Below are 26,384 nucleotides of genomic sequence, written 5' to 3'. Positions count from 1 at the left end.
CTCAGAAAACGGAAAATAAAGCACGCTAAGCTGTGGAAGCCCCTGCCAAGCTCGTTCCACCTTGCAACGACGCAATCAGCGGACACGAAACATTCCCCTGCCGCGAATGGCAGGCGCACACCAGGTCAGACAGCACAGCCTCCATGCGCGCCAAATCGGCCATCTTCTCGCGCACGTCTTGGAGCTTGTGCTCGGCCAGGCTGCTGGCCTCCTCGCAGTGGGTGCCATCGTCGAGCCGCAACAGCTCGGCAATCTCGTCCAGACTGAACCCCAGCCGCTGTGCCGATTTCACGAATTTCACCCGAACCACGTCCGCCTCCCCATAGCGGCGGATGCTGCCGTAAGGCTTGTCCGGTTCCGGCAACAGGCCCTTGCGCTGATAGAAGCGGATTGTCTCCACGTTGACCCCGGCCGCCTTGGCAAAAACGCCAATGGTCAGGTTTTCCAAATTATTTTCCATATCGCTTGACTCCGTACATGAGTACGGAAGTAAGGTTACGCTATCCAATCCAAATTCAAAAGGGCCAACGTATGTCTGAACCACAAAACGGGCGCGGTGCGCTCTTCGCCGGCGGGCTGGCCGCCATTCTTGCATCGACCTGCTGCCTGGGGCCGCTAGTACTGGTCGCCCTGGGCTTCTCCGGTGCTTGGATCGGCAACCTGACGGTGCTGGAACCCTATCGACCGTTGTTCATCGGCGCGGCGCTAGTGGCGCTGTTCTTCGCCTGGAAGCGGATTTACCGGCCCGTGCAGGCATGCAAGCCAGGTGAGGTCTGCGCGATTCCGCAGGTGCGCGCCACCTACAAGCTGATTTTCTGGATCGTGGCCGTGCTGGTCCTGGTCGCGCTTGGATTTCCCTATGTCGTTCCATTTTTCTATTAACCAGGAGTTCATCATGAAGAAACTGTTTGCCTCCCTTGCCCTCGCCGCCGCTGTTGCCCCGGTGTGGGCCGCCACGCAGACGGTCACCTTGGCCGTTCCTGGCATGACCTGCGCGACTTGTCCTATCACCATTAAAAAGGCCTTGAGCAAGGTCGACGGTGTTAGCAAGACCGAGGTCGACTTCTCAACCAAGCTTGCCGTCGTAACGTTTGACGATGCGAAGACCAACGTCCAGGCGCTTAGCAAGGCGACGACGGATGTAGGCTACCCATCTGAGCTGAAGAAGTAAGGCAACAAATAACGGCAGCATCGCTAGAACCACGGCAGAGATGCCGCTCAGGCGATTCTGCCGGTCGTCATCGCGTGAGCAGCCTGTAAACGACCCACGGAGCCTGTTCCCTGAAGCGCACAACCGATTCAGTGACCGAGGCGTCGTACTAGTTGGCTTGGGCACAACGGATAAAAGAGAGAGCGGAATGCAAGAGTTAAACGAAGTTGGTTTGAGCGTGGCGGGAATGACTTGCCCAAGTTGTACAAGGCACGTTGAGGACGCGCTGCTGGCGGTCCCCGGCGTAACGCGAGCGGCTGTCGATTATCCATCGAACAAGGCGCAAGTCACAGGCAATAGGCTTGACGTGTCCGCGCTCGTAGCAGCAGTGGGCGCCCTTGGTTACGGTGCTACGCCTACAGACGAATTTGAAAGCAAAGAGCGCAGTGTTGAACAGCCAGGACTCCTTGGCAAAGCCGCCCAGTGGCTGAGCGGCGAGCGCGCGGTGGAGAAACCGGCAGGTCAGCTGCATGTGGCGATCATCGGTACTGGCGGCGCCGCTGTGGCAGCAGCGCTGAAGGCAGCTGAAAACGGTGCCCGTGTCACCCTGATCGAGCGGGGAACTATCGGCGGCACCTGCGTCAACGTGGGCTGCGTCCCTTCTAAGATCATGATTCGGGCAGCGCATATCGCTCATCTGCGACGCGAAAGTCCTTTTGACGTGGGACTGTCGGCAACGCCCCCAGTTGTCCTGCGTGACCGTCTGCTGGCGCAACAGCAGGCCCGTGTGGACGAGCTGCGTCATGCTAAATATGAAAGCATCCTCGAAAGCAATCCGTCGATCAATCTGGTGCGAGGCAGCGCCCGATTCAAGGATGGCCAAACGCTTATCGTGGAAGCGGCAGAAGGTGACACTCGCGAAGTGGCCTTCGATCGCTGTCTCATTGCCACTGGTGCAAGCGCTGCCATCCCGCCGTTGCCTGGTCTTGCAGGAACGCCATATTGGACGTCCACCGAAGCCCTGGTTAGCGAAGCCATTCCTAAACGGCTGGCAGTAATTGGCGCCTCGGTCGTAGCACTGGAACTGGCACAAGCGTTTGCGCGCTTGGGCAGCGAGGTGACGGTCCTGGCCCGGCGCACCTTGTTTGCCAGTGACGACCCTGCCATTGGCGAGGCCGTGACTGCAGCTTTCCGTGCGGAAGGCATCACGGTGCTGACACAGACGCAGGCGAGTGCCGTGACCTATTGCGACCGCCAATTCATCCTGACGACCGCGCAGGGCGAGTTAAAGGTGGATCAATTGCTTGTTGCCACCGGCCGCACGCCAAATACCGCAAGCCTGAATCTCGAGCGCGCAGGTGTGACGTTTGACTCGCAACATCGCATCCTGATCGATCAAGGCATGCGCACGAGTGCTTCGAACATTTACGCAGCTGGCGACTGCACTGACCAGCCTCAGTACGTCTACGTTGCAGCCGCGGCTGGTACCCGGGCTGGCATTAATATGACCGGCGGCGACGTAAAGCTCGATCTCGACGCCATGCCGGCAGTCGTGTTCACCGATCCGCAAGTTGCCACGGTAGGCTACAGTGAAGCAGAGGCCCAGCGCATTGGTCTGCAAACCGAAAGCCGTACGCTCACGCTCGACAATGTGCCGCGTGCACTCGCCAACTTCGATACCCGCGGCTTTATCAAGCTTGTTGCTGAGGCAGGGTCCGGACGCATTCTCGGAGTCCAGGCTGTGACACCGGAAGCAGGCGAAATCATCCAGACTGCCGCGATTGCCATCCGGGCCCGCATGACCGTCCAGGATCTGGCTAACCAGCTTTTCCCTTACCTCACCATGGTTGAAGGTCTCAAACTGGTGGCACAGACTTTTTCGAAGGATGTGACACAGCTATCGTGCTGTGCCGGCTAAACCTTGGGCACCAAAACAGGGACAGAGGAGTTTTTATGTTTTGTGACATCAGACTTAAATTACGCCGTGTACGCGCGTGCTTGACGATCGTACTGGCAAGTACCGCAACGTTAGGCATGCCAAACCAAGCGTTGGCGGCTTATGATTTTTCTAAGCTCGGCGCCGCGATTGAAACATTGTCGCCAGAGACCGTCAGTGATTGGGAAAAGAAGGCCAGGGCTGGCGATGCCATGGCTCAGAACATCATGGGTCTTGCGTACAAATGCGGTATGGGCGTAAAGCAAAACCACGCGGCATCGATCCAGTGGTTCCGCAGGGCGGCCGAGCAGGGTGAAGCCGATGCACAGTTCAACCTCGGGCGCCTCTACGGAAGTGAAGTCGACGGTATGTATAAGAATGGGCGTGCGGCTCCTGCCAACGATGCAGAGGCTTTCAAGTGGTACCGCCTCGCTGCCGAGCAGGGACACACGCAGGCTCAAGTCAGGCTGGCCCAGCTGTTTGCAAAGGGTCTTACCGACATCGCGCCCGACCAGGTGCAGGCATACCAGTGGATGAGTCTGGCCGCAGCGTCGGGAGAACCGACAGCAGCAAAAGTCGTTGCAGACTATGCAGCTCAAATGAAGCCCGAACAGTTACAGCAAGCCCAGCTGCTGGCCGAGGAATGGCAACGCCGGCAAGGCACAAAGTAATTCGTCTTTGTTAAGCGCAGGACGTAACCGCCGAGTAAGGTTTATCCCGGTTGATCGCTGCCCGATATAACAGGTGGAAAATGGACAAGACTATTTATTCCAAAAAGATTGCCGAAAGCCTTTCATCTGGCAATCATCCTAAAGAGTTCGCAACGCTCTTTGTCGCGCTGCTCCGACAGCTAGCGATGGGGGGACCTGTATCACGCGAAAAGCTCGCCGGCGCACTCGGATGGTCTGGAGCGAGAGTTGCAACGGTACTTGAGCAGGCACCTGGTACGGAATATGACGACGAGGCCAATATCATTGGACTGGGGCTGACACTACGTGAAACCTCTCACGTTTTTGAGGTGGATGGCCGTCATTTGTACACATGGTGTGCGCTGGACACCTTGATGTTTCCCGCCTTGACCGGCAAGATTGCCCGTGTCACTTCCCGCTGCGCCGCCACCGGTAGGCCGATCACTCTCACCGTTGCACCAGAAGCAGTGCTTCATGTCGAACCGGCAGAAGCAATGGTTTCACTGCGAACTCCGGATACTTCGCCCGACATTCGTTGTTCGTTTTGCTGTCATGTGCATTTCTTTGCGTCTCCGTCTATTGCAAATTCGTGGGCTTCGACCCACCAAGGGATTGAGGTCGTGCCTGTCGAGAGTGCGTTCGACCTTGGTCATGATGTCGCGCTTAAGCTGCTAGAGGACTGCGAGGAAAGCCCAGTATGAATGCGTACTCGATATCGAAGCTGGCTGATGATGCTTGCGTCAGCGTGCATGTCGTGCGCGACTACATGATACGCGGCTTGTTGCACCCTGCTCGGCGAACCGAAAGTGGCTAGAACATTTTCGATGACAAAACACTCGGAAGGCTGCGGTTTCTCCGCGCAGCCTTCGAGTCCGGAATTGGGCTCGACGAACTGGCGCGACTTTGCAAAGCATTGGACGCAGACGATAGCGAAAGCCTGGACCGATGCGTCGAGCGCGTGCGATGGAAGATCGACGTGCGTCGAACAGTTTTGACTGTCGTCGAGGCCTCTTTGAATGAAATGGCGGCCGGTGCAGCTACTTGAGGTCCGGCCGGTAAAAGCGTTGGAATTAGCCACTTCGTATATAATATATTGATTAATATAGCTTTTTCGATGAATGTTTGACTAAAGCCTTTATCGCGACAGTGACTCCTGAAGCTGCTTAAACTGCCCCTGAATCACCGCTTTTTCCTGAAGAATCAACTTGTTCTCATCGGACAGAACTTCCGCTCTATTCTGAGAGGCTTTCAGATCCGTTTTGGTGACCTCTAATGCTTGGGATAGTACGGCCACCTGCTTATCGGCATCTGCTTTCTGGCTTGCGAGTGCGGCAATATTATCCGCCAATTGTTTGCTTTCATGCTTCCGCTCCCGGTTTTTTGCCGAGGCGTCGTTAAGTTGATGCTCCAAGTTCTGGATATCGGCCACTTGCCTATCCAAGGTGCTTTTGTGCATCGCATTGGCCTGTTCGAGCTCATGCGTTTGTCGTTGTAATTGCGCATTAGTGTCTATCAGCTCGGACGCTCTTGACTCGGCTTGGATGAGCCGGTTTTGCAGGTCTTGAATCTGGTCTTTCAGGCCCCGGTTAACCATCTGGAATTGCTCGCGCTCCTGCTGCCGGTCTTCGGCGGTGCGTTGCTGGTAGGGGGCACCTCAGAAAACGGAAAATAAAGCACGCTAAGCTGTGGAAGCCCCTGCCAAGCTCGTTCCACCTTGCAACGACGCAATCAGCGGACACGAAACATTCCCCTGCCGCGAATGGCAGGCGCACACCAGGTCAGACAGCACAGCCTCCATGCGCGCCAAATCGGCCATCTTCTCGCGCACGTCTTGGAGCTTGTGCTCGGCCAGGCTGCTGGCCTCCTCGCAGTGGGTGCCATCGTCGAGCCGCAGCAACTCGGCGATTTCATCCAGGCTGAAGCCCAACCGCTGGGCCGATTTCACGAATCGCACCCGTGTCACGTCCGCCGCGCCATAGCGGCGAATGCTGCCATAGGGCTTGTCCGGCTCGGGCAACAAGCCCTTGCGCTGATAGAACCGGATGGTCTCCACGTTGACGCCGGCTGCCTTGGCAAAAACGCCAATGGTCAGGTTCTCCAAATTATTTTCCATACCGCTTGACTCCGTACATGAGTACGGAAGTAAGGTTACGCTATCCAATTCAAATAGGAGATGGAACCATGAAGCTCGCCCCATATATTTTAGAACGTCTCACCCCGACCAACCGGCCCAAAGGTTTTGCGGAGTTCTTGGTCGCGCTACTGGGTGAACTTGCCAAGGGACGCCCGATTTCGCGAACTACGCTTGCCAGGACTCTTGGCTGGCCCGCTGAGCAAGTGGCGGCTGTGCTCGAACAAGCCACCAGTACCGAATACGACAACGATGGGAACATCATCGGCTATGTCCTCACCTTGCGCGAGACGTCGCATGTCTTGGAAATTGACAACCGCCGGCTGTATGCCTGGTGCGCGCTGGACACCCTGATGCTCCCGGCGTTAATCGGCCGTACAGCTCGCGTCTCGTCGCATTGCGCTGCAACTGGAGCACCCGTTTCGCTTACGGTTTCACCCAGCGAGATACAGGCTGTCGAACCTGCCGGCATGGCGGTGTCCTTGGTATTGCCGCAGGAAGCAGCCGACGTTCGTCAGTCCTTCTGTTGCCATGTACATTTCTTTGCATCTGTCCCGACGGCGGAAGACTGGGCCTCCAAGCATCAAGGATTGGAAGGATTGGCGATCGTCAGTGTCCACGAGGCTTTCGGCTTGGGCCAGGAGTTTAATCGACATCTGTTGCAGACCATGTCATCTAGGACACCGTGATCGGATATCGACCCAATGTTCTACGGCACCGGCATCGGATTCGCAGCGCGCGGATTGAACTCGGCGAAACGGTATATGCATTGCCGTGAACCGACCAAAAGGAGGTGTTCGATGAACGCCTACACGGTGTCCCGGCTGGCCCTTGATGCCGGGGTGAGCGTGCATATCGTGCGCGACTACCTGCTGCGCGGATTGCTGCGGCCAGTCGCCTGCACCACGGGTGGCTACGGCCTGTTCGATGACGCCGCCTTGCAGCGACTGTGCTTCGTGCGGGCCGCCTTCGAGGCGGGCATCGGCCTCGGCGCATTGGCGCGGCTGTGCCGGGCGCTGGATGCGGCGAACTGCGATGAAACTGCCGCGCAGCTTGCTGTGCTGCGTCAGTTCGTCGAACGCCGGCGCGAAGCGTTGGCCAATCTGGAAGTGCAGTTGGCCGCCATGCCGACCGCGCCGGCACAGCATGCGGAGAGTTTGCCATGAACAGCCCCGAGCGCATGCCGGCCGAGACGCACAAACCGTTCACCGGCTACCTGTGGGGCACGCTGGCCGTGCTGACTTGCCCCTGCCACCTGTCCATCCTCGCTGCCGTGCTGGCCGGCACAACCGCCGGTGCATTCCTTGTCGAGTATTGGGTCATCACGGCGCTCGGTTTGACCGGCCTGTTTCTTCTGTCACTGGCGCGGGCGTTGCGGGCATTCAGGGAAAGATCATGAGCGCTTCCCGGCCGGATGGATGGACTACGGCGGAGGGCCCAAGCGTTCGAGCGCGGGCAAGGCTTTCTGTTCGCAAAGCCGATGCCGGCGGCGGCATTCGCCGTCTTCGTCAGTCAATGGAGGGGTGCCACCATGAATGCAAATGATCCGACCGCCACCAGTTGCTGCGTGTGCTGCAAGGAAATTCCGCTCGATGCCGCCTTCACACCGGAAGGCGCGGAGTACGTCGAGCACTTCTGCGGGCTGGAGTGTTATCAACGTTTCCAGGCGCGGGCCAGCACTGCGACCGAAACGAGCGGCGAACCGAACGCTTGCGGTTCGCCGCCGTCAAATTGAGACAAACCACGCTTTCGCTACGTCGCCTCATGTCGGCATCAAATTCGGCTGAGTAGCTTCTCGCCATCTGGACGTAGCTCGCCCTTGGGTGAAATATGCCGATACAGGGTCTGCCGCGTGATGCCAAGTTCCTGGCACAGGTCGCCGACCTTGGTCTCTGACTGCCCCATTGCCGCCATCGCCAGCCGCAGCTTGGCGGCGGTCATCTTGAACGGCCGGCCGCCTTTCCGGCCGCGTGCCCGTGCTGAGGCCAGGCCCGCCACGGTGCGCTCGGCGATCAACTCGCGCTCGAACTCGGCCAGCGCGGCGAAGATACCGAAGACCAGCTTGCCGGCGGCGGTCGTGGTGTCAATGGCCGCGCCGTGCCCGGTCAGCACCTTGAGGCCGATGCCGCGTCCGGTCAGGTCATGGACGGTATTGATCAGATGGCGCAGGTCGCGCCCGAGCCGATCCAGTTTCCAAACGACCAACGTGTCGCCTGGCCGTAGTGCCTTCAGACAGCTCGCCAGACCGGGACGATCCTCGCGTTTTCCGGACGCTTGGTCTTCATAGAGATGCGCCGGATCAACACCGGCCGCGACCAGCGCATCGCGCTGCAAGTCCGTCGCCTGGGAGCCATCCGCCTTCGATACTCGCATGTAGCCAATCAGCATCTTGTACCTGTCACATATACGTTCGATTATGTGACAGTTTGCATCGGGAAGCTCTGCACGTCAAAATTTGTCACTTAACCCGTCATTCTGTCTAAGGCATGCAAAGGGTAGGCTAGGCTCATAATGTGACAGAAATTCCGGGGGGATGCCTTCCTTCGCGAAGGTGGCGCGCAACTGTTCCAAGGAAGCGGGGTCGCGCCGACCATAGGAAGCCAACGCGAACAGCGAGCGTGCCGTCTCGGGGTTGTGTCGTGCTTCAATGATGGCCTCATCAATGGCCTGGATTGCACGCTGCCAGTGATCGACGGGTTCGGGCTTCGGCGCTTTCGCCGGCAGGCCACTGGTGAACCCGGTTTGGGGCTCGGACCAGAATAGCTTTGCGTGCTCGCCTGGCGGGCTTATATCCCTCACCTCAATCAAGCTGATTGCCGTTGCCGCCGCCTCCAGCATCTGCAACCGTACTGCCGGGTTCAGGGTTTCATACGGTCGCCACAGACTTTGCCCAGCACGCAGCGGATGCCCGCAGCATTCCCAGATTTGGCGGAGATACCCCGCGTAGGTGCCGCACGTCGAAAGCGGGGTGTTCAGCTCATCGAGCAGCGTGCGTAGCAGCCTAAACCACAATCCGGCGTGGATGCGTCGGCGCGGCAACTCCACGTGGCCGGTCGTCAGTGCCTGCCAGGTACGCTGGTCCATCGCCGCAATCGCGTCGCTGGCAGTGCGCGGTTCGGCGTCGGCGTTCTCCCAGCCGAGAAACCGCCCTGGCACGCCCCAATAGGATTCCAGCCAGCAGCCATGCAGTGGGCAGCTCAGCATCAGGGGCAGCTTCCACGCGAGCAGTACGGCTTGGTTCTCCGGATCGTTCAGACAGAGCGGGCAGGCGCGATGTATCGGCTGGCTGGGCAGCCAGGCACGCCAGCTCGTGATGGATCGCGTCCTACGGCGGAGTTTCGGCAGCAGCACCGAGAGCTGGAACGCATAGGTTTCCAATGCATCTGGAATCTGATCATCAAGGCTGTCCAGTAGCCAAGGCACCCAGCCGGCGAAACTCATGCAACGCAGCCGGTCCGGCTCGATGCCGCTCCGCTGGGAGAGCATCGCCAGCAGCGCCAGTGGTGGCGCGGTGTCCAGGTCATCAACCTGGCCGTGACCAAGATCGTGCTCCAGCAGCTCGGACACCTCCATGTGATAGCAAAGGGCCACGCGGTTGAGCCACGAAGACAAGGCTTCGCCTTCCCTGGGAGCCGGATGCAGTGGCCAGTGTGGCGCTGGCTTCACATCAGTTCCCGCTCGAATTGCCGCCGCCGCTCGCTGGGACCGGTGTAATCGGCCATGCTGAGCGTGCGATGGTTGATCGCTTCCTCACCGCTCTCCACGGCAGCGACGGCCGCCGCCATCAACAGGTGCGCCAGCTCGCCGATGGTGCCCTCGCTGCGCGTGAGCAGGTAGCGGGCCATATCCAGCGTGGCAATCGACGAGGGTCGCCGCAGCGGGAGCGAAGCCGCGAAGCTGGCCAGCAGTGAGCAGCAATCGTCGTTGGCCTCCCACACCGGCAGCATCATCGGCTCGAAGCGGTTTTCCAACTGGTCGTCCGAGCGGATCGCCAAGTAGGCATCGCGTGTGCCGACCCCGACCAGCGGGATGCGCAGCTCGTTGCCGAGGAAACGCAGCAGGTTGAGGAATTCCCGGCGGTTGACGCTGTTGCCGGCCAGGACGTTGTGCAATTCGTCGATCACCAGCATGCGCACGCCGACCTTGCGTAGCAGTGCCAGCGCCAATTGCTCCATTTCCGGCAGCCGTGGGCGCGGGCGCAATGGCGCGCCCATCGCGGCAAGTAGCGCGACGTAGAAGCGGATTACCGACGGTTCGGATGGCATCTGCACGACCAGTACCGGAATGTGCTCCTGGTCGGCGTCGGAGCTGGCCGGGTGGGTGCGGCGGAATTTCTCGACGATCATCGACTTGCCGTTGTTGGTTGGACCGACCAACAGCAGGTTGGGCATGCGTTGTTTGTTCGGCCACGCATACAGGGCTTCCAGCCGATTCAGCGCCTCGACTGCTCGCGGATAGCCGATCCAGCGGTCAGCGCGAAGGCGATGGATGCGTTCGTCCGCCGGAAGACGGGCCAAGCCCTGGGCCACCGGCATCAGGTGGGACAAGTCGATGATGGGATATTCTTCCACGGCTACCACTCCTCAATCTGGTCGAACGGTTTGGCAGGTGGCTGGTTGTCTGCCTGCGGGTCAGCCATGTCCGCGTCCGGTGGTGGCGTGGTTTTGAAAAGAACTGCCGTTGCCTTGAGATGCTGGCGTCGATCCGCGTCGCGCCGCGCCTTGCGCGTAGCTTTCTGCGCGGTGGACACGATTTCGCGCATCTGGCCGATCATGCGAAACAGCGCCGACTCATCCACCTGTTCGCGCCCTTGCTGCCGCAATTTCGCCAGCGCCTGTCGTTGTTCCCAGAGGGTGACAGCCGGGTGCGACAAGGTGCGGTATGGAATTTCCAGATAGTGCTGCCCCTCCGGCTCCAGCACCCAAATGCGGCTGATGTCGCGCGGGTCGCGCCGGATCAGGAACGCAGGCAAGCGGTCGCGCCGAGCTATCCACGGCTTGAGCGCATCGGCGTAGTAATGGATGTGGTCGATGACGAAGCCGGTGCGGGTCAGCGTGCGGCGGATGATGGGCAGAAAATCGACCAGAAAAGCCGTGGTGCGAGTGATGACGGTTGGCACGCCGGTCCGCGCGATAGCTTCGGCCCAGCGCGCTGCCGGCGGCTGGAGCAGGCCGTTGTGCACGGAGCCGTGGTAGGTGCCGACCGCCAATGTGAGCCAGCGCTCCAGCTCACGCAGCGTCAGGGCGGCCTTGTTTTCGGAATCGTAGTCGCCGCGCTGGTCAGGGTTGGAGAAGGTCGTCCCTGGCAATTCGTCGTGGATCATCTGCATCGCCGTGCCGATGATCCGTTCCACGATGCCGCCGTAGTGCGGCTGCCCGAGCGGGCGATAGTCAAGCCGGATGCCATGCTGCTCGCAGCCTCGGCGTAGCGCTTCGCTCTTGAACTCGGCCGCGTTGTCCAGGTAGAGCAGCCTGGGCTTGCCGCTCATCGGCCACTCCATTTCTATGTTCAGACCCTCCAGCCAGGGACGCTTGTCGCAGGCGACATGCACAAGGCACAGGCCGACCGAAACAGATGACGGCGCTTCCAGCGTGACGACCATGCCGAGCACGCAGCGGGTAAACACGTCGATGGCGATGGTCAGATACGGACGGCCAATCGGTTGCCGGTCGCGCTCGTCCACCACGATCAGGTCGATGACCGTGTGATCAATCTGCACTTGTTCCAGTGGCGCGGTCACGGCGGGAGGCTCACCACCGACACCTTGCAGGCTGCGGGACGCATCCTGACCTTCCCGGCGGCGAGTGGCCTTGAGCGGATCGAGGCCGGCGATCCGCAGAGCCACGGTGTTGCGCGCCGGCGCCCGCAGCTTTTGCGCTTTGCAAGCCTGCGCGACCTCGCGGTGGAACGCTGCCAGGCTACGCTTCTGCTTGGTCAGGAAGCGCTTTTGCAGCAACTCGCGGATGATGCGCTCAACTGATTCCGGCAAGCGTCCCTTGCCTTTTCCGCCGCCGGATCGGCTGCGAGCCAGGTCCGTCACAAGCCCAGCACCTTGCCGGGCACGGCGGATTAGGACATACACCTGCCGCCTGGACAGGCCAAGCGCGTGAGCAGCGGCATCGGCGGCTTCATGCCCGACCACATCAAGCGCTGCCAGCGGCCCGATGATTTCCGCCCGTTGCCGGGCCTGCGCCCAAGCCGCATCGGGCAGGGTGGCCACGCCTTGCTCGGCAATCAATGATGTGTCTGACGCCATGCTCACACCTCGCTTTGGTGCACACGAGTATTGAGCATAGTCGAGATTGGTGCAGATGACTTCTGATATTGCGTTGTCAGGAGTCGCCTGCACATCTGGCGTTACGCCCCGTCAATTGGTGCAGTCGTCTTCTGAAAATGACAGCCGCCGATCTGTCGCAAATATTAGAACTTTCGCGACGATTTCGCATTCAGCCGCTTATAATCGGTTTGAGCGGTAGGTCGCCGTTCCGACAGAGATATTCAACTCATTGAGAGGGGAGAAAGGCGCTCTGTCCTCTCTCCCCCGCAAGCACTAAACCGGTCTCCCCATGCTTCGGCCTGCGGCCTGCAGCACCGGCCGCATTTCAATGAAATTCGTCTCGGCCCTCCGGGTGGGTGATCCCCCTCCGGTTTAGTGCTTGTCCCCCTCTCTCCAGCTGTTCCGCACGAGCTCGGGAGCAGGAGCGGGGCTCCTGCCCTCCCTTCGATTTCGGGAGGTCAAGGAGTGATCGCTTGCGCTTGTGGAGAGGGAAAGATGACAGATAAGCTTGAGCTGCAACCCAACGAGCCATTGTCCGTGAAGGTCGAACGTCACCGGGCCGTCTACCTGGCGGCCGTCAACGGTGAGGGCGGCGCTGACATGGATCAAGAAGCGAAGGCACGAATGGAAATCATCAGGCACGCGCCGTCAGATCAGGATGAGAGAGATCAGAAGCTGCTTTACGTAGCAGGGTATCTAATTGCCTCCAAGGGGAGCCTAAGCCCTGAGGAAATGGAGCTTCTTCTTTCAGGCTCCATCTCACTGCCGGGGCATTGACGAGCAACAGGCATCTGGCCCTGAGATCAGTAGTTGGTGGCAACCCACTCGCCGGATGCAGACTTGGCAAATCCAATGACACGATCGAGAGGAGTTGCGTTTGGATTCCTCTTGATGGCCGCAACGCATGATACGCCTGGACCGCTGGCGTTCTCGTCACACTCTCCCAAGGCGAGGGTTACATCGGCTTCATCGCGGCCGGTCCTCAGAGGATTGCGGGCATAAGCCTTGCGGTATGCGGCTAGGGCTTCCTCCTCTGTCGGTATCTCAAGCACAGGAGCCGGAGGTTCGGGAATTAGGGAGGGATTGGCTGCAATAAGGGCCGCGATCTCCGCATCAGTAGGGGCCCGAACAACCGGCTCTGGCTCCGGCATGATGAGATAAGTACCTCCTGCACCGGCGAGAATGCCGATACCGGCTGCTGCTACGACGAGAATATTGCTGTTCATGTCATCCACTCAGTCATTCAAGTTGAACCAAGCGCGCTGCTTGACGCCCTTATCGTTCGGAATGTCGAAATAATAAGGATCCGCGCGGCGAGGGCGGGGCTGAGTGATCTGCACCATGCAGCCATTGTCTCGGTTGAAAACATCATTGTCGTTGTTCTGGTTGATCTGCCGGATCGTGACACCTTTGCGCTCGTTTTCTCGGCTGTCACCAAATTGGGTACGGAAGGCGGCACGGTTGCTGCACTGGTTGACGGTTTTCGTGCACTGATCCTTGTCGTCTCGGCCAAAGAACGACCGATCTCCATCGGTGCGGGAGGAAACGGCGGTCATGCCGGCAGGGCATTCCTCGTAAGGTTCGTAGCCCGGCTTTCCGGCTTTTGCTTCATGGCAGATCGGCCAGGAGAAGCCGGGCTTCGCCATAGCTGATATGAGCCTTTTCATCGGGGGAACGCAGTAGGGGACGCCACGCCAGGAGGGGCTTTGTGAGGCTGCGCACAAGAGAATCTGGCAACCCCATGAGGCATCCTCGGCCTTGGCAGATGCTGGAGAGATGGCAAGAGCCGCAAGACCGGCTACGGCAAAAAACACTGGTTTCATATCAGGTGTCCCTCTTGATCAATGCTGCTGAAATTGCCGGCTCTGAAAAAGGTTCTTCGAGCGGAGTCCTGTATTGGATGCGTTCGCCTGCAGCGTAGATGACGGCCGAGATCAGCGCGAAGCACGCAAACCAGGAAATGCCGATGCGATAGAGCAGTGGCTGATTGGGAATATCCCGAGAAACCGCGACGAAGGCGAAGAGCCCGACCAGGTAGCTGTCGAACGACAAGTGACGCTTGTCGTGGAAAGCCAGCGACAGGATGAGAAGGAAGGTCGCTAGTAGCGCGTGGATCCACCAGAGTCTCTGCGCCGGGATTGTGAGGGCGATCGAGAGGGAGATGGCAAGCAGCAAGCCAGCCAAGGGATCCGTTGCGAGAGAGGTCGCAATATGTGCGAGGTCTGGCAACTATCGGTCTGTCCTCTTCGGCTTATTTCGCGCATCAGCAAAAGGAGGAGAGATCTCGCTTTTCCTCTCGGCCAATAGATTGAAGTCGGCGATCGGATGCCGATCTAGCGTCCTGTCGACCGCTTTGCGGCGCCATTCGTTCATGTCCAACACGTAGGTTCCCCACATCCCATACCGGGCGGCCATCGCGTTGGTCTGATAGGCGTAATATTGGGAGTTGATGTAAGGGGAATCGAGGCGAGCCCAACCGACGCGCAGCATTTCGGCGGCGAGATCCACACCGTTAGTCGTGCATTGTGCGACGGGTAGCCGCGATCAAAGGCAAGTGGATGCCTCAGTTCGGAGGCTCCGATGTGTCGAACATCCCCGAAAACTTCGGCGGAGGCACGTCGGGCTTTTCAGGTGCGCGTGACGCAACGATCAACTCAATGGCAACCAGCCAATCGATTTCCGAAAACAGCGGGAACGTCGCGTCATGGCTTCAGCAACTCGGCCAGATGGAAAGCGGCACGATCCAAGACAGCTGGGACCATAATTCCGGAGCACGCAATGCGAACCTCGAGATGATGAACCAGGTCATCCGCCTCGGAACAACGATGGCGGAGCTTATGAATTCTCAAAATGCACTCGATCTAGGCGGGCTCTCGGGGTCTTCGCGGTCCAGCGACTACAAGCGAGACGAGAAGGAAGACGATCGCGAGGTAGCTGACCTCTGCGACAAGGAACTGCAGCTTGAGTGGAATCCGGAGGAACAGGCCTGCGTTCGAAAACTCGAACCAGAGGCTGACATGAAGCTGATGTTGAGCACCGAATGACAAGGAGAACGGCCATGAAAAGAGCATTCCTGACTGCGTTTTCGCTAGCGATGGCGTCTACCGCGCATGCACAGGTCCCCGTGATCGACAGCGCCAACCTGAAGATTGCAACGGAAACCTCTCAGACCACCGATCAGATCCTGGATACGAACAAGGAGGTTCTGAAGACGGTAGAAGAGACGCTTAAAGCCGTCACGGGGGATCGCGGGAGCGTTTCAAATCCCATGCAGAACCTCGCCGTTGGTCAAGGGTTCAGCGTTTCTCAGATGCCGTCACTCGATAGCCTGATGCAGGGCGGAGTCCCGAACTTCGGCAGCATGGGCGGTGACATCGGGCAGATTGCCACCACCTTCATCAACGGTCTCCAGCTAGTAAAGAACTTGTCTGGCAAGGCGGACAGCACGTTCTCCGGCGACAAGTCCTACGAAGAGATGATGAAGACCGTCCTTGGAGTTGCTGCCCTAGTCACCGGCTCGCAACAGGCCGTTCAGTCCCGAACACAGGCATTCCAGCAGGCAGGTCAGCAGATCGGCCAGGCCCAAGACATCAAGGGGTCCATCGATCAGAACACGCAGCTGCAGGTTCAAACCGGCCTGACGATCAACGAAATGATTGGCGTGATGAATGGGGCGGTCGGCTCCCTGCAGGCTCAAAACCAGCGCCGCCTTGTCGACATCTCCAATACCAAGAAGGCGCTGACCTACGGTGACTAAGACATTTCGAGTGAATGGTTTTGTGCTCCTCTCCGTTCTGGTTGCTGCCGGCGTAACTGGCTGCGCCGGTGCTCCGAAAGAGAAAACTGCACCATGCAAGAGGCCGGCAAACCTCACATCCTACGCCGAGGATCCGCGACAGGAATGTGGCCCAATGACCAGCGTGAATGGCAACCCATCGGAAGCGCTGGCGGCGATCGACGCTTTCGCTGCAAGCGGAGAGCAGTGACCCCATGAACTTTCTAGGCGGCCTGCTTGAGGCTCTTGAAGATGCAGGGCGGAATTTCTCCCAACGGGCTTATGAGGTCGTTGGCGACGAGATCATGCCCTTGCTGACGATCATGCTTATTGCCTACGTCGCCTATTACGGACTTCAACTCGTCATGGGGACCGCGCGAGTGAGCGTCGGCGAGATCGTCGGCCGGGTCGTGCGGATGATGCTTATCGTCGCTTTCATTGATCAGTGGGGCAACTTCCAACTCTTCTTTTACGACTGGCTGAACAACACGCCGGAAGACGTGGGGCGGGCGCTCCTGACGGCTAGCAGTACCGGGATAACTGAGCCGACAGACGGCCTCTCCATGATTTGGGAGACAGCGAATGAGGCAGCAGCAGCATTCGCGGAGCAGTCAGGCTACTTCGCCATTCTCCCGGGCCTTGTAGGGTTCCTGATCATGCTGGCGGTTGGGCTGTTCATTGCCGTTGCGCTTGCCATCCTCGTGCTTGCGAAGGTGATGATGTGGGTGCTGCTTGGCACTGCACCGATCTTTATCGCCTGCCTATTGTTTGATTCCACGCGCCAGTACGGAATGGCTTGGTTCCAGCAGGTTTTGACTTACGCGATTATTCCGCTCTTCGTTTACGTCGTCGCCGCCTTTCTCATCACGACCATGGACGCTGAACTGCAGAAGGTCGCAGCGGCAGCATCCGCGAACGAGATCCAGCTAGACGATATCTCGGCTTTCGTCCTGATCTGTGCGGCTGGTGCTTTTGTCCTCTTCAACATCCAAACTCTCGCCCAGGGAATTACCGGGGGCGTGGCAACGGGCGTTGGGCAGATCGCTCGATCGGTTGGCTACGCGACCGGTGTTGCACTGCCGGCAAGAGCTTTGACCGCGACACGTTCTGTAGCCGGCAGGGCTGGAGAATTAGGAATGGCCGCACGCGCCAGAACCCATGCCGGCATGAGGGAAAACATCCAAAACGCCGGTGCAGCAGAAGCGATGCAAAACAGAATTACCAACAACAGTCTGCCCAACTAGGCAACTGGTGGCGGGAATTAAGGGCTAGGATACATGGCAGAGAATAACGATGCTCTCCGGAGCTATTTTCAGGATGGGGACCGTTGGGAGCAAGAGATCGTCAAAAAGGCCAAACGGTCCAAGGCGTTCGCTTGGCTGATTACGCTGATCTTCGGCGGCATCACGATCCTGTCGCTCTCCGCATTGGTGATGCTCGTGCCCCTCAAGAGCTTCGAGCCGTACATTGTCGAGGTCGACAAGAACACTGGCTACATTGAGGTCAAGACAGGGCTGACCAGAACATCGAACATCACCGATCAGCAGGCGGTCACTCAGGCGAATGTCGTCCGTTACATTCGATCCCGCGAGGGATATGATCCTTTTGCCATCGAGCAGAACTTTGGAATTGCAGCTTTGCTCTCCACCGGCGACGCAGCGCGCGACCTCCAGGCCCAATGGAGTGCCGCGAACCCTGACAATCCAGCTCGTCGGCTCGGCAAAAACAAGTCGATCACCGTCGACATAAAGTCTGTCACCTTCCCCAACACGACAACGGCGCTCGTCCGGTTCTCGACGCATGAGCGCTCTGATTCAGACGTCATCACGCGCCATTTCATCTCTATCGTTCGCTATCGCTACACCGATACGCCTGAGCGCAACGAATGGCGCTTCGAAAACCCGTTGGGCTTCCAGGTTTATGACTACCGCCGTGATCAGGAAACGGTGACCTCGGGAGGCCAGCAGTGAAATATGGCTTGCCTCTGGCGGCGTCGATCGCCGCTCTCACGATGACTCACGCCTATGCGGCGCAACAGCCCCGCCCTGGCAGTCTGGATGCGCGTGTGACCAGTGTCGTCTATCAGCCGAACAACGTCGTGAAGGTGTCTGCGACCTACGGCATCTCAACGATGATCATCTTCGACGAAGATGAGAAGTTTGAGACGATCTCGCTTGGCGACACCGACAGTTGGCAGGTTGCCCCGTCCGAAAAGGGCAACATCCTTTTCGTCAAGCCGATAGCCAAGGACGTTTCCACAAACATGAACGTGGTGACCTCAAAGAGGATCTACTTCCTTGAGCTGAACGACTATGCACCGGAAGCAGGGAAAAAGGTCTTCGGCATTCGCTTCGTGTATCCCGAGAAGAACCTGAACGAGTCTCTGCGGAAGGAGGCTGAGTTTCGGGCAGCTAACCCGAACATTTCGAGCATCGACAAAGCGAACGTCAATATTGACTACTCTTTCTCGGGCGACGCGGCGCTGAAGCCGACAATGGTCTTCGATGACGGAAAGAAGACCTTTTTCAAGTTCGGCCGAGGGACCGTGCCGGCCATTTTTGCCGTTCAATCCGACTTCTCCGAGACCCTGCGAAACTTCCGCAAGGAAGGCGAATACATCGTCGTTGACGGCGTGGCCACGCAATACACGCTCCGGGACGGAAACCAGTGGACGTGCATTTTCAACCTCCGCAAGCCGGACTTTGCAGCACCTGATCCTGACATCATGGCTCCGAAGCCGGATCCTGATGCCAGCAAACGCAGGAGGAGCGGCAACTAATGAAGCGCAGCCCTGAACTCGACGCAATGGCGGCGGCCGACGAGGCCGAAATCAGCAATCGAAACGTGAAGCGCAATCAAACGGTCGGCATGGCCACCCTTTTGCTGGCTGGCGTCTTCGCCGCGTACCTGGTGCTCGCCACGTCCGGAGAAAGCCCGCCTGAAAGCGCGCAAAGTGAGGAGGAGTTCCGTACCACGACCTTCCGGCCGCCCGGTTTCGTGCGCGATGGAGAACCCGCTCCCCCACCACCCGAACAGCCTGTCTTGGAACTTCCACCTCCGCCTCCTCCGCCGCCAGCTCCGCCGGTGGACGTCACTGAATTCAACGTGCCTCCCCCGCCCGAAGTAGCTCAACCGGCGAGCGCCCCCCCGCCCGCCGAAGAGGTATTTCCAGAGCGATTCCGGTCAAAGCTAATCACGCTTGACCAGAACCTGGGAGGATCCGCGAATGGTTCGCTCGATGGCTCGAACAGCGGCACGCCTTTGACCGTCGCTGGCGAGGATCGCAACAGCCAGTACCTGTCCTCAGCGAGTGCGATCGGTGATCGTTCCGCCAAGGCCCGGCAGATTGAGCGCATCGACGCCATGATCCCAGAGGGCACGCTGATCCCCGGCATCTTGGAAACGGCGATCGTCAGCGACCTTCCGGGCCAGGTCCGGGCCATCACATCCAAGGATGTCTACTCCTTCGATGGGCGGCGTGTCCTGATCCCAACAGGAACACGCCTGATCGGGGAATATCAGTCCGAAGTTACGCGGGGGCAGAAGCGGGTCTTTGTCGTGTGGACGAGGCTGATCCGGGATGACGGCGTGTCGGTGCGCTTGAACTCCATCGGCACGGACAGCCTCGGGCGATCGGGCCTGACGGGTCATGTCGACAACAAGTTCCGTGAGCGCTTTGGCACATCAATCTTGCTGTCGATCGTCGGAGGCGGTGCAAGCTATCTAACCGGATACGGTAGCGACTCCAGCTCCGGAAACGATGACACTGAGCGAGGTGCTGAATTGGCGCGAGATACGATCGCGCAGACCTTCAGCGACATGGCGAACACGGTCCTTGCCGAAAACCTGAGGATCCCGCCAACGATCAGCGTGCCGCAGGGCGAGCGGATCTTTGTCTATGTTCGCCAGGATCTCGATTTCAGCGCCATGTACGACGATCCTGTCACGGAAGCGATGAAGGAGATCAAACGTGAACGTTATGGTAGGTAACACGACGGCTCATGATCCCCACTATTTCCTGAACCGGTCTCTGGAGCCCATCAGGCAATTTCTCGATGACCCGAAGGTGGTTGAGATTGCGGTGAACCGGCCAGGCCAAGTCTATGTTGAGCGCTTCGGTGCTGATCACATGGAGCATCATGTAATCGATGCTCTGACGGCACGCGAGATCGAGAACATTGGCGAGCGGGTTGCCGCAGCGACGAAGCAGTTCCTCAACGCCGCTAATCCGATCCTTAGCGCAGCACTGCCGACCGGCGAACGTATCCAGGTCGTCTTGCCGCCCGCGGCACCCGACGGTGGGTCGATCACAATCCGTAAGCAGGTTGTGCAGAATTTCTCTCTGCAGGACTACCGTGACAACGGCTCTCTCGACAAAGTCTCGGTTGCTGTCGGGGGCCTAAGCGACGTGGATCGGGAGCTGATCGCCTATCTACGCGCAGAGAAGATCTACGACTTCATCCATACGGCCATCACGAAGCGGGTTTCGATCCTGATCAGTGGCGGCACGTCGTCGGGAAAAACCACGTTTCTGAACGCTTGCCTGAACTCTGTAGACCTGAATGAGCGGATCCTGACGCTTGAAGACACTCGTGAGCTATTCCCACCACAGAAGAACGCGGTCCACCTGATCGCCTCCAAGGGTGGGCAAGGCACCGCAAACGTGACGATTCAAAACCTGCTTGAATCGGCGCTTCGAATGCGGCCGGATCGCCTCTTTGTTGGCGAGATTCGTGGAGCTGAGGCCTTTTCATTCCTTCGCGCCATCAACACAGGCCACCCGGGCAGCATGTCGACAGTACACGCCGATACGCCGCTCGGCGCCTATGAACAGCTTGCCATGATGATGCAGCAGTCCGGCATGTCCGCCGGCTACTCCAAGCAGGACCTGATGTCCTACATCCAAATGGTCATTCCGATCGTGATCCAGCTCAGGCGGGAAGGCGGCAAGCGCGGGGTGTCCGAAATCTACTTCGCACGGGATGCATCATGAGTAAGGGGCTACAGGCCTTCTATCTGTTCTTCTGCCTGTTGATCGCATTTGCAGTCTGGATGCTGGCGTACGGGGCGGGGCTTCAGCTCTTCTACGGTGACGGTAGGATCCTCGAGGCGACAATCACCTCAAACCCATTCGCGCCAATTCAGCAGTTCTGGGCCTATAGCTCCTCCCCTTCCCTTCAAAAAGTCGCGCTCGGCTCCGTAGTGCCCGCGCTGCTCGTATCAGGCCTCATTGCTTATCTTGGGCTCAAACCTACCAGCAATCCATTAGGGGATGCAGCCTTTCAGGATCTCGCAACCCTTCGGCGCGGGAAGTGGTTTGGCAAGAAAGGTCACATATTCGGCCGCATCGGGAGCAACGTCCTCCGCGCGTATGACGATCGCCACCACCTCATTATTGGCCCGACGCGATCCGGTAAGGGCGCGGGCTACGTCATCCCCAACGCTCTCATGCACGAAGGCTCTATGATCGTCACGGATCTGAAGGGCGAGGTCTACAAGGCAACCGCCGGCTATCGGAAGCGCAACGGCAGCCAGGTCTTCCTGTTCGCGCCGGGTTCCGAGACGACCAACAGCTATAATCCCTTGGATTTCGTTCGTCCGGAGCGAGGCAAACGCACGACTGACATTCAAAATATCGCCAGCATTCTTGTACCGGAAAACACCGAATCCGAGAATTCAGTTTGGCAGGCCACAGCTCAACAGGTTCTCGCCGGCGCCATCAGCTACGTTCTCGAAAGCCCCTTCTACAAAGGGCGCAGGAACCTCGGCGAGATCAACTCCTTCTTCAACAGCGGGACCGATCTGCAGGCCTTGATGAAGTACATCAAGGAGAAGGAGCCATACCTGTCGAAGTTCACGATGGAGAGCTTCAATTCCTACCTGTCTCTCTCGGATCGGGCCGCGGCCTCGGCACTGCTTGATATCCAGAAGGCGATGAGGCCGTTCAAGAACGAACGCGTTGTGGCCGCAACGAACATGACCGACATGGACCTTCGATCCATGAAGCGTCGCCCCATCACAATCTACCTTGCCCCGAACATCACCGACATCACGCTTCTTAGGCCGCTGCTGACGCTATTCGTTCAACAGGTGATGGACATACTCACACTTGAGCATGATCCCAACTCCGTGCCGGTCTATTTTCTGCTGGATGAGTTTCGCCAGCTGAAGCGCATGGACGAGATCATGACGAAGCTGCCCTATGTGGCCGGCTATAAGATCAAGCTTGCCTTCATCATCCAGGACCTGAAGAACCTGGATGAGATCTATGGTGAGACGTCCCGACATTCGCTCCTTGGCAACTGCGGCTATCAGCTCATCCTTGGTGCCAATGATCAGGCCACGGCAGAGTATGCTTCCCGCGCGCTTGGCAAGAGAACCATCCGATATCAGTCTGAATCGCGCACTATCGAGCTTATGGGCCTCCCGCGCCGAACGAAGGTTGAGCAAATTCGTGATCGGGACCTGATGATGCCGCAGGAAGTCCGCCAGATGCCCGAGAACAAAATGATCCTGTTGGTGGAGGGGCAGCGGCCAATCTTTGGAGAGAAGCTGCGCTTCTTTAAGACGCAGCCCTTCAAGGAGGCGGAGGCCTATTCTCAGACGCACATACCGACCGTTCCAACTGTCGATTACCTGCCACCTAAACCTGTTCCAGCGACCACGCCAGCATATGCCAACGCAGGCCAGGAGCAGGCTGAACAAGCGGAAGCGATAAAGCCTGCGTCTGAGGCGAAAGCGGAGGAGCCGCGGGCGCCTGTCCAGGAGGAGGCTCCGCAAGAGCCAGCGCCCTCCACCTCGCCTGCTCGCGTTGTGAATCCCTCCGCCTTGGCCAGTAAGAAGGTCAGCGCCGGGGGCACTCCGGAACCTGCAAAGGCAGCTGTGCCCGCTCCCGGAAAGCGCACAACACTTGTCTCAGAGAACGACATCGAAAAAGCGCACAATGATCGGGTTAGTCGCCTTAGGGAGGTCGTCGAACGGGAATCGGAAGGCAAATCACCGCGCAAGAGGAAGAGCTTGGAAGAGCTATTCGCAGCGACCGTTCCTGATCCAATCATGGAACAGGCCGGTCGCTAATTCAGGTTCAGAAGGGCCAGAAGCTCGACGCGTACTGACCCGCCTCTGTTAGCCAAGCCACAGAAGCATGATACCAGCCGATCACGGTCCCGTAGACCTTGATCAGGATCGCGAGGATCCCAACGCAGACCATGCCCCACACCATCATCTTGCCGACGATATCGGCAGACTTGGGGTCGTTTACTTCCACCAGGTAGGTGTTCTGATTACCGTCCTGCATGACACTTTAGCGATCACGGTCGTCCCGATTACGCTCCCTCTGTTCAACCTGTTCACGCTCCAACTCCTCGAGACGAGGAATGTGCTGTTGTGCGGGATCAGTCCGAGTGGTCTCGCCGCCCCGCTGGGCCGCTTCCCTATCTCTGTTTACACGATCTTGCTGCCTCTGAGTAGCGTCCACCGTCTCAGCGAGCTGGTGAGCCTCACGCTCCGCTTGCCCGATCGGACGTTCCTCTTCCAGATCCACCCTGAGATCGCGTTGGCGATCGTCGGCAGTATCCGCAGTTATCGGCTGCTTGTTTGACTTGTTTTCGTCCCCACGCTCTTCGTTGCGTTCGATGGTCTCGATCTCCGCGCGCAGTTCCGGATCCTCGTTGGCAACATCCCGGAGATAGCCGTTTCCGGTAGCGGCGAGTTGAGCTGCATGATGAAGCGAAGCTTCAAGGCCCTTCTCATACTGCTCCCGGTTTTCGTCTCCGAGCTCGCCGGCTTCGATATGGGCGAGGCCGGAGCGATAGTGTTCCACATTTGCCATCACATCGTTACTAGCCTCAACGACAACCTTTCCATGCTTGGCAACAGCCGCCTCCCACTGGAGGTTAGCATTCGTCTGCTCTTGCACCTCAGATGCCGTTCTATCCGGCGCTGCCCCACCTTCTCTGGGGACGTCGCCAGCAGCGTTTCGTCCATCCTGCTCATCAAGCCCACGCTCCTTCATTTCGAGCATCTGCCTGCGCAGATCGACGATCTCGCGAGCAAGGGAGGAAACTTCTTCGAAGCCTGACCGGTCCTCTGGACCAGCGCTGCGCTGAAGGTTGAATAGAGCCGTTTCAACCGTCTTTTCGTACGCTTCGAACTCTGGGCGTGTCTGCTCGCGCATGTCCTTTGCCTCCGACAACATGTCTCTGATTGCTACCATATTGGAGCGGTAATCACCGCCGAAATCTGCATGAATGACTGCACCAGCAGGCGATTGATCCGTTTGGGTAAGGCCGTTTTCCAGATAGGAGCGATGCTGAGCGGCGTAGGCCGCAACCACTGTGTCGCCGGCGTTGACTGCAATCTTCTGCCAGGTCTCCTGCGCTTTTAGGATGTATTGGCGGCTTCTCTGGCTCGTCGCCACCACGCGTCGACCAGCTCGCTTTGCGTCATATCGCGCCTGTGCCGGATCGCTGGTGCCTACATGCTCGGTTCGACCGTCATGCCTGACGGCGCGAACCTGATTTCGCGTGAAGGCTGGCGGCGTAGCGAACTCGCGCCGATCGGTCATTTCCATATTAATGCCGTGGTCACGCGCCTTCTCGGCCATGACCTCACGCCATTGCCGGAAGGTGGCCGGAGTCGTCTCGATCCGGTCGCCCGATTCCGAACGCATGGTAACGATGGCATGGGCATGAACATGCGGCCGCTTGCCCCCCTCCCCTGCTTCTTTCGGATCGTTCTCCGGATCGTGCATAGCGAATACGTACCGATGGCCCGCAAACTGCTCAGCCAGGAAGTCGCGAACAGCTCCTTCGAACGCGACAGCATCCGTGCCGGCACGCGCCGACATGATCACGTGCATCACGTCACGGCTCTTGCGGCTGTGCAGTTCATCCCGCCATTCCTTTTGCACCAGGTCGCCCGCAGCCTTGTCATCGGCAATCGCACGTCCCTGATCGTCTCGAACGTCGTTCCGCTGCGCGATCAGGTCTCGCAACTTGGCAGCGCCATATTCCACGCCGTTGCCATAGCCTGTGAACGAGAAAGCCGCAGGGGCCTCTTTCGCAACGGCGCTGGCGTGGAAACGCTCCTGAACGATGGCGGCCGCCTTCGCGTCAGCCGTCAGCCGCTCGCCCTGCGCGCTGCGCAGCACGACATAGCCCTCGACCTTCAGCGATCCATTGTTTCGGGTTTCGACAGAGTAAGCGTAGCGTCGATCACCAAAGCCACTGCTGAGAATGTCCCGCACCTTCTCATGCGGGTTCGAGCCGCCGGAAACGCTCACCTCGACGCTAAACGCGCCGATATCGCGGCTCTCGGTCCTGTTTTGGAAAAGGTGATCCCAATCGCCACGGAGACGCGCCAGCTCCTCACGGCCACGCAACGTCTCGCCGTTCTCGTTCTCAACCTTCAGCTCCCCCCCTCTGGAAACATAGTTGAGCATCGAGCCGACGCGGGCGCCACCACCGTAGGAAGCCAGTTTGACCACGGCGGGCTGGCTCCCTTTGGCAACGCTCGCAAGACGAACGTCCATTGATCGCATAGCACCCGAACCGGCAACCATCGTCCTCGAAGGCGATGACACGTTGAATGCCGAAGTCCTCACCCCTCCCCTAGATCCCGACCCGCCTTTAGACATCCCAACCTGGCGCTGCAGATTCTTCAGTCTCTTCTCAAGCTCTTCCTCGACAGCGCTCCCACGGCCGCCGAGCGTCATTTCGTGCAATAGCGCCGCGCGCCTTTGCTCCCATTCGCTTGTGAAAGTGCCGAAAAAGAACTCCACGGCCTACACCTCGCCTCGGCGCTCATGCCCGGCACGGCGTGAAAGTGTCCGCAGCTCACTCATTACGGCCGCCTGAATCCGCTGGACGTTGCCAAGGTTGATGTCCAGCTCTGAGGGATGGACAACCTTTCCTGCATTCAGGGAGCGGGCGACCTGATTCAAATTGATGCCTATCATCCGCATGTCTTCGAGCAATGCGGCCATGATCAACCTGTCTTCCGCAGTCAGAATAGGTCGAACGCCTGCACCCTCGAGGAGCAGAGAACGGAAAAAAGCAGACACACTCATACCGGCCGACTTGGCCGCTTCTTCGATAGCCGAATGCTCTGCATCGCTGACGCGGACGTTGATGAGACGCCCCTTGCGTTGCTTGGCTGTCGGCACTTCGATCGTGTCTTTACTCGTCAATCAATTAAGCCTTCCCGGAGCCTTGCGACCGTCATCGAGGGCTTGTCCCACGATCGTGATAAAAAATGTAAAACATTTTTACGTATCCTGCCACTCTAAACCTAAAGCACCATCCCCCAATTTCAACCTAATTTCACCTCTCGACTGGCTCCGCTTCTCCTCGCACTCTTTCCGTTGGAACGCTCACCAGGGTTCACCGCCAAAACCGCTACTGAAGGCCTTTGTCTGTCCCTCGTA

32 protein-coding genes and 2 pseudogenes are annotated in these 26,384 nt (G+C 58.7%); 20 read left to right on the top strand and 14 right to left on the bottom strand.

The window, feature by feature from the left end; translation table 11 throughout:
* Positions 1-25: 25 nt before the first annotated feature.
* Positions 26-460 carry a mercury resistance transcriptional regulator MerR gene (locus ACQZ5Y_RS27275; RefSeq protein ID WP_032490487.1) on the bottom strand — a complete coding sequence of 145 codons (435 nt, stop codon included), beginning with the start codon at positions 458-460 and terminating at the stop codon, positions 26-28.
* Between the two features lie 71 nt (positions 461-531).
* Between ACQZ5Y_RS27275 and ACQZ5Y_RS27270 the strand changes: the two genes are divergently transcribed.
* From ACQZ5Y_RS27270 to ACQZ5Y_RS27245, 6 genes are all read left to right on the top strand, one after another.
* Positions 532-882: a mercuric transport protein MerT gene (locus ACQZ5Y_RS27270; RefSeq protein WP_001294663.1), complete on the top strand. Its 351-nt coding sequence runs from the start codon at positions 532-534 to the stop codon at positions 880-882.
* A gap of 13 nt (positions 883-895) precedes the next feature.
* Positions 896-1,171, top strand: a complete 276-nt coding sequence (merP, locus tag ACQZ5Y_RS27265; RefSeq protein WP_011405607.1) for a mercury resistance system periplasmic binding protein MerP — start codon at positions 896-898, stop codon at positions 1,169-1,171.
* A gap of 187 nt (positions 1,172-1,358) precedes the next feature.
* Positions 1,359-3,068 carry a mercury(II) reductase gene (merA, locus tag ACQZ5Y_RS27260; RefSeq protein WP_011405608.1) on the top strand — a complete coding sequence of 570 codons (1,710 nt, stop codon included), beginning with the start codon at positions 1,359-1,361 and terminating at the stop codon, positions 3,066-3,068.
* Positions 3,069-3,103: 35 nt separating this feature from the next.
* Entirely contained in the window at positions 3,104-3,757 is a 654-nt protein-coding gene (gene merG, locus ACQZ5Y_RS27255; protein WP_011405609.1) for a phenylmercury resistance protein MerG, read from the top strand.
* 80 nt (positions 3,758-3,837) lie between these two features.
* Positions 3,838-4,476, top strand: coding sequence for an organomercurial lyase MerB (merB, locus tag ACQZ5Y_RS27250; protein ID WP_011405610.1), 639 nt, complete (start codon positions 3,838-3,840; stop codon positions 4,474-4,476).
* A complete protein-coding gene (locus tag ACQZ5Y_RS27245) occupies positions 4,473-4,589 on the top strand; it encodes a MerR family transcriptional regulator (protein WP_031943118.1) in 117 nt (38 codons plus the stop codon). The genes merB (ACQZ5Y_RS27250) and ACQZ5Y_RS27245 overlap by 4 nt, the downstream gene beginning before the upstream one ends.
* A gap of 321 nt (positions 4,590-4,910) precedes the next feature.
* On the opposite strand, the gene ACQZ5Y_RS27240 is transcribed toward ACQZ5Y_RS27245, so the two are convergent.
* Both ACQZ5Y_RS27240 and ACQZ5Y_RS27235 read right to left on the bottom strand, forming a co-directional pair.
* Entirely contained in the window at positions 4,911-5,369 is a 459-nt protein-coding gene (locus ACQZ5Y_RS27240; RefSeq protein ID WP_011405611.1) for a hypothetical protein, read from the bottom strand.
* An 84-nt stretch (positions 5,370-5,453) separates the two neighbouring features.
* Positions 5,454-5,888, bottom strand: coding sequence for a mercury resistance transcriptional regulator MerR (locus tag ACQZ5Y_RS27235; RefSeq protein ID WP_010981353.1), 435 nt, complete (start codon positions 5,886-5,888; stop codon positions 5,454-5,456).
* 68 nt (positions 5,889-5,956) lie between these two features.
* On the opposite strand from ACQZ5Y_RS27235, the gene merB (ACQZ5Y_RS27230) reads away from it, so the two are divergent.
* The 4 genes from merB (ACQZ5Y_RS27230) to ACQZ5Y_RS27215 all read left to right on the top strand — a co-directional run bounded on the left by merB (ACQZ5Y_RS27230) (position 5,957) and on the right by ACQZ5Y_RS27215 (position 7,641).
* Positions 5,957-6,595, top strand: a complete 639-nt coding sequence (gene merB / locus ACQZ5Y_RS27230; protein WP_011405612.1) for an organomercurial lyase MerB — start codon at positions 5,957-5,959, stop codon at positions 6,593-6,595.
* 111 nt (positions 6,596-6,706) lie between these two features.
* On the top strand, positions 6,707-7,072 hold the full coding sequence (gene merD / locus ACQZ5Y_RS27225) for a mercury resistance co-regulator MerD (RefSeq protein WP_000995361.1): 366 nt from the start codon (positions 6,707-6,709) through the stop codon (positions 7,070-7,072).
* Complete coding sequence (merE, locus tag ACQZ5Y_RS27220; RefSeq protein ID WP_005413392.1) at positions 7,069-7,305, top strand: broad-spectrum mercury transporter MerE; 237 nt, start codon at positions 7,069-7,071, stop codon at positions 7,303-7,305. The genes merD and merE overlap by 4 nt, the downstream gene beginning before the upstream one ends.
* A gap of 132 nt (positions 7,306-7,437) precedes the next feature.
* Complete coding sequence (locus ACQZ5Y_RS27215) at positions 7,438-7,641, top strand: DUF3330 domain-containing protein (protein WP_005413391.1); 204 nt, start codon at positions 7,438-7,440, stop codon at positions 7,639-7,641.
* A gap of 38 nt (positions 7,642-7,679) precedes the next feature.
* Here ACQZ5Y_RS27215 and ACQZ5Y_RS27210 read toward each other — a convergent pair whose 3' ends face one another.
* Genes ACQZ5Y_RS27210 through ACQZ5Y_RS27195 form a run of 4 tightly spaced genes read right to left on the bottom strand, consistent with a single transcriptional unit; the run spans position 7,680 to position 12,162 of the window.
* Positions 7,680-8,294, bottom strand: coding sequence for a recombinase family protein (locus ACQZ5Y_RS27210; protein WP_010981357.1), 615 nt, complete (start codon positions 8,292-8,294; stop codon positions 7,680-7,682).
* 60 nt (positions 8,295-8,354) lie between these two features.
* Positions 8,355-9,572 carry a TniQ family protein gene (locus ACQZ5Y_RS27205; RefSeq protein ID WP_011405615.1) on the bottom strand — a complete coding sequence of 406 codons (1,218 nt, stop codon included), beginning with the start codon at positions 9,570-9,572 and terminating at the stop codon, positions 8,355-8,357.
* Positions 9,569-10,477 (bottom strand): TniB family NTP-binding protein, encoded by a 909-nt coding sequence (locus ACQZ5Y_RS27200; protein WP_000393453.1) that lies wholly within the window; start codon positions 10,475-10,477, stop codon positions 9,569-9,571. Before ACQZ5Y_RS27200 ends, ACQZ5Y_RS27205 begins: the two co-directional genes overlap by 4 nt.
* Before the next feature lie 2 nt (positions 10,478-10,479).
* Positions 10,480-12,162 (bottom strand): Mu transposase C-terminal domain-containing protein, encoded by a 1,683-nt coding sequence (locus ACQZ5Y_RS27195; RefSeq protein WP_010791757.1) that lies wholly within the window; start codon positions 12,160-12,162, stop codon positions 10,480-10,482.
* Positions 12,163-12,678: 516 nt separating this feature from the next.
* Between ACQZ5Y_RS27195 and ACQZ5Y_RS27190 the strand changes: the two genes are divergently transcribed.
* On the top strand, positions 12,679-12,960 hold the full coding sequence (locus ACQZ5Y_RS27190) for a hypothetical protein (RefSeq protein WP_174060400.1): 282 nt from the start codon (positions 12,679-12,681) through the stop codon (positions 12,958-12,960).
* 26 nt (positions 12,961-12,986) lie between these two features.
* On the opposite strand, the gene ACQZ5Y_RS27185 is transcribed toward ACQZ5Y_RS27190, so the two are convergent.
* The 4 genes and pseudogenes from ACQZ5Y_RS27185 to ACQZ5Y_RS27170 form a co-directional block, all read right to left on the bottom strand.
* The gene (locus ACQZ5Y_RS27185) at positions 12,987-13,409 is read right to left on the bottom strand and encodes a hypothetical protein (RefSeq protein ID WP_174060401.1); all 423 of its coding nucleotides are present in this window, start codon (positions 13,407-13,409) and stop codon (positions 12,987-12,989) included.
* A 9-nt stretch (positions 13,410-13,418) separates the two neighbouring features.
* Positions 13,419-14,006 carry a hypothetical protein gene (locus tag ACQZ5Y_RS27180; RefSeq protein ID WP_174060402.1) on the bottom strand — a complete coding sequence of 196 codons (588 nt, stop codon included), beginning with the start codon at positions 14,004-14,006 and terminating at the stop codon, positions 13,419-13,421.
* Between the two features lies 1 nt (position 14,007).
* Positions 14,008-14,412, bottom strand: a complete 405-nt coding sequence (locus ACQZ5Y_RS27175) for a hypothetical protein (protein ID WP_174060403.1) — start codon at positions 14,410-14,412, stop codon at positions 14,008-14,010.
* A pseudogene (locus tag ACQZ5Y_RS27170) lies at positions 14,413-14,721 on the bottom strand (thermonuclease family protein); the annotation flags it as partial.
* On the opposite strand from ACQZ5Y_RS27170, the pseudogene ACQZ5Y_RS27165 reads away from it, so the two are divergent.
* The 9 genes and pseudogenes from ACQZ5Y_RS27165 to ACQZ5Y_RS27125 all read left to right on the top strand — a co-directional run.
* Positions 14,718-15,227: pseudogene (locus tag ACQZ5Y_RS27165) on the top strand (lytic transglycosylase domain-containing protein); the annotation flags it as partial. The pseudogenes ACQZ5Y_RS27170 and ACQZ5Y_RS27165 sit on opposite strands and share 4 nt — an antisense overlap.
* Before the next feature lie 14 nt (positions 15,228-15,241).
* Positions 15,242-15,940 carry a type IV secretion system protein gene (locus tag ACQZ5Y_RS27160; RefSeq protein WP_107341898.1) on the top strand — a complete coding sequence of 233 codons (699 nt, stop codon included), beginning with the start codon at positions 15,242-15,244 and terminating at the stop codon, positions 15,938-15,940.
* On the top strand, positions 15,933-16,169 hold the full coding sequence (locus ACQZ5Y_RS27155; protein WP_142523761.1) for a hypothetical protein: 237 nt from the start codon (positions 15,933-15,935) through the stop codon (positions 16,167-16,169). Before ACQZ5Y_RS27160 ends, ACQZ5Y_RS27155 begins: the two co-directional genes overlap by 8 nt.
* 4 nt (positions 16,170-16,173) lie before the next feature.
* The gene (locus tag ACQZ5Y_RS27150; protein WP_037093751.1) at positions 16,174-17,202 is read left to right on the top strand and encodes a TrbL/VirB6 family protein; all 1,029 of its coding nucleotides are present in this window, start codon (positions 16,174-16,176) and stop codon (positions 17,200-17,202) included.
* Positions 17,203-17,235: 33 nt separating this feature from the next.
* Entirely contained in the window at positions 17,236-17,928 is a 693-nt protein-coding gene (locus ACQZ5Y_RS27145) for a VirB8 family type IV secretion system protein (protein ID WP_037093755.1), read from the top strand.
* Positions 17,925-18,737 (top strand): P-type conjugative transfer protein VirB9, encoded by an 813-nt coding sequence (gene virB9, locus ACQZ5Y_RS27140; protein ID WP_127625913.1) that lies wholly within the window; start codon positions 17,925-17,927, stop codon positions 18,735-18,737. Before ACQZ5Y_RS27145 ends, virB9 begins: the two co-directional genes overlap by 4 nt.
* Positions 18,737-19,948, top strand: coding sequence for a type IV secretion system protein VirB10 (gene virB10, locus ACQZ5Y_RS27135; RefSeq protein WP_174060404.1), 1,212 nt, complete (start codon positions 18,737-18,739; stop codon positions 19,946-19,948). Before virB9 ends, virB10 begins: the two co-directional genes overlap by 1 nt.
* Positions 19,929-20,951, top strand: coding sequence for a P-type DNA transfer ATPase VirB11 (gene virB11 / locus ACQZ5Y_RS27130; RefSeq protein WP_174060405.1), 1,023 nt, complete (start codon positions 19,929-19,931; stop codon positions 20,949-20,951). Before virB10 ends, virB11 begins: the two co-directional genes overlap by 20 nt.
* The gene (locus tag ACQZ5Y_RS27125; protein WP_174060406.1) at positions 20,948-23,035 is read left to right on the top strand and encodes a type IV secretory system conjugative DNA transfer family protein; all 2,088 of its coding nucleotides are present in this window, start codon (positions 20,948-20,950) and stop codon (positions 23,033-23,035) included. Before virB11 ends, ACQZ5Y_RS27125 begins: the two co-directional genes overlap by 4 nt.
* A 7-nt stretch (positions 23,036-23,042) precedes the next feature.
* Here ACQZ5Y_RS27125 and ACQZ5Y_RS27120 read toward each other — a convergent pair whose 3' ends face one another.
* From ACQZ5Y_RS27120 to ACQZ5Y_RS27110, 3 genes are read right to left on the bottom strand one after another with little or no spacing between them, the layout of a single operon-like run.
* Complete coding sequence (locus tag ACQZ5Y_RS27120) at positions 23,043-23,255, bottom strand: hypothetical protein (RefSeq protein WP_142523755.1); 213 nt, start codon at positions 23,253-23,255, stop codon at positions 23,043-23,045.
* Positions 23,256-23,261: 6 nt separating this feature from the next.
* Positions 23,262-25,739, bottom strand: coding sequence for a relaxase/mobilization nuclease domain-containing protein (locus ACQZ5Y_RS27115; protein WP_174060407.1), 2,478 nt, complete (start codon positions 25,737-25,739; stop codon positions 23,262-23,264).
* A 3-nt stretch (positions 25,740-25,742) separates the two neighbouring features.
* A complete protein-coding gene (locus ACQZ5Y_RS27110; protein ID WP_236763230.1) occupies positions 25,743-26,147 on the bottom strand; it encodes a DUF6290 family protein in 405 nt (134 codons plus the stop codon).
* Positions 26,148-26,384 lie beyond the last annotated feature (237 nt).

The sequence above is a fragment of the Agrobacterium sp. A3-95 genome (assembly GCF_053521785.1).
This window is presented reverse-complemented; position numbering and strand designations above follow the sequence as displayed.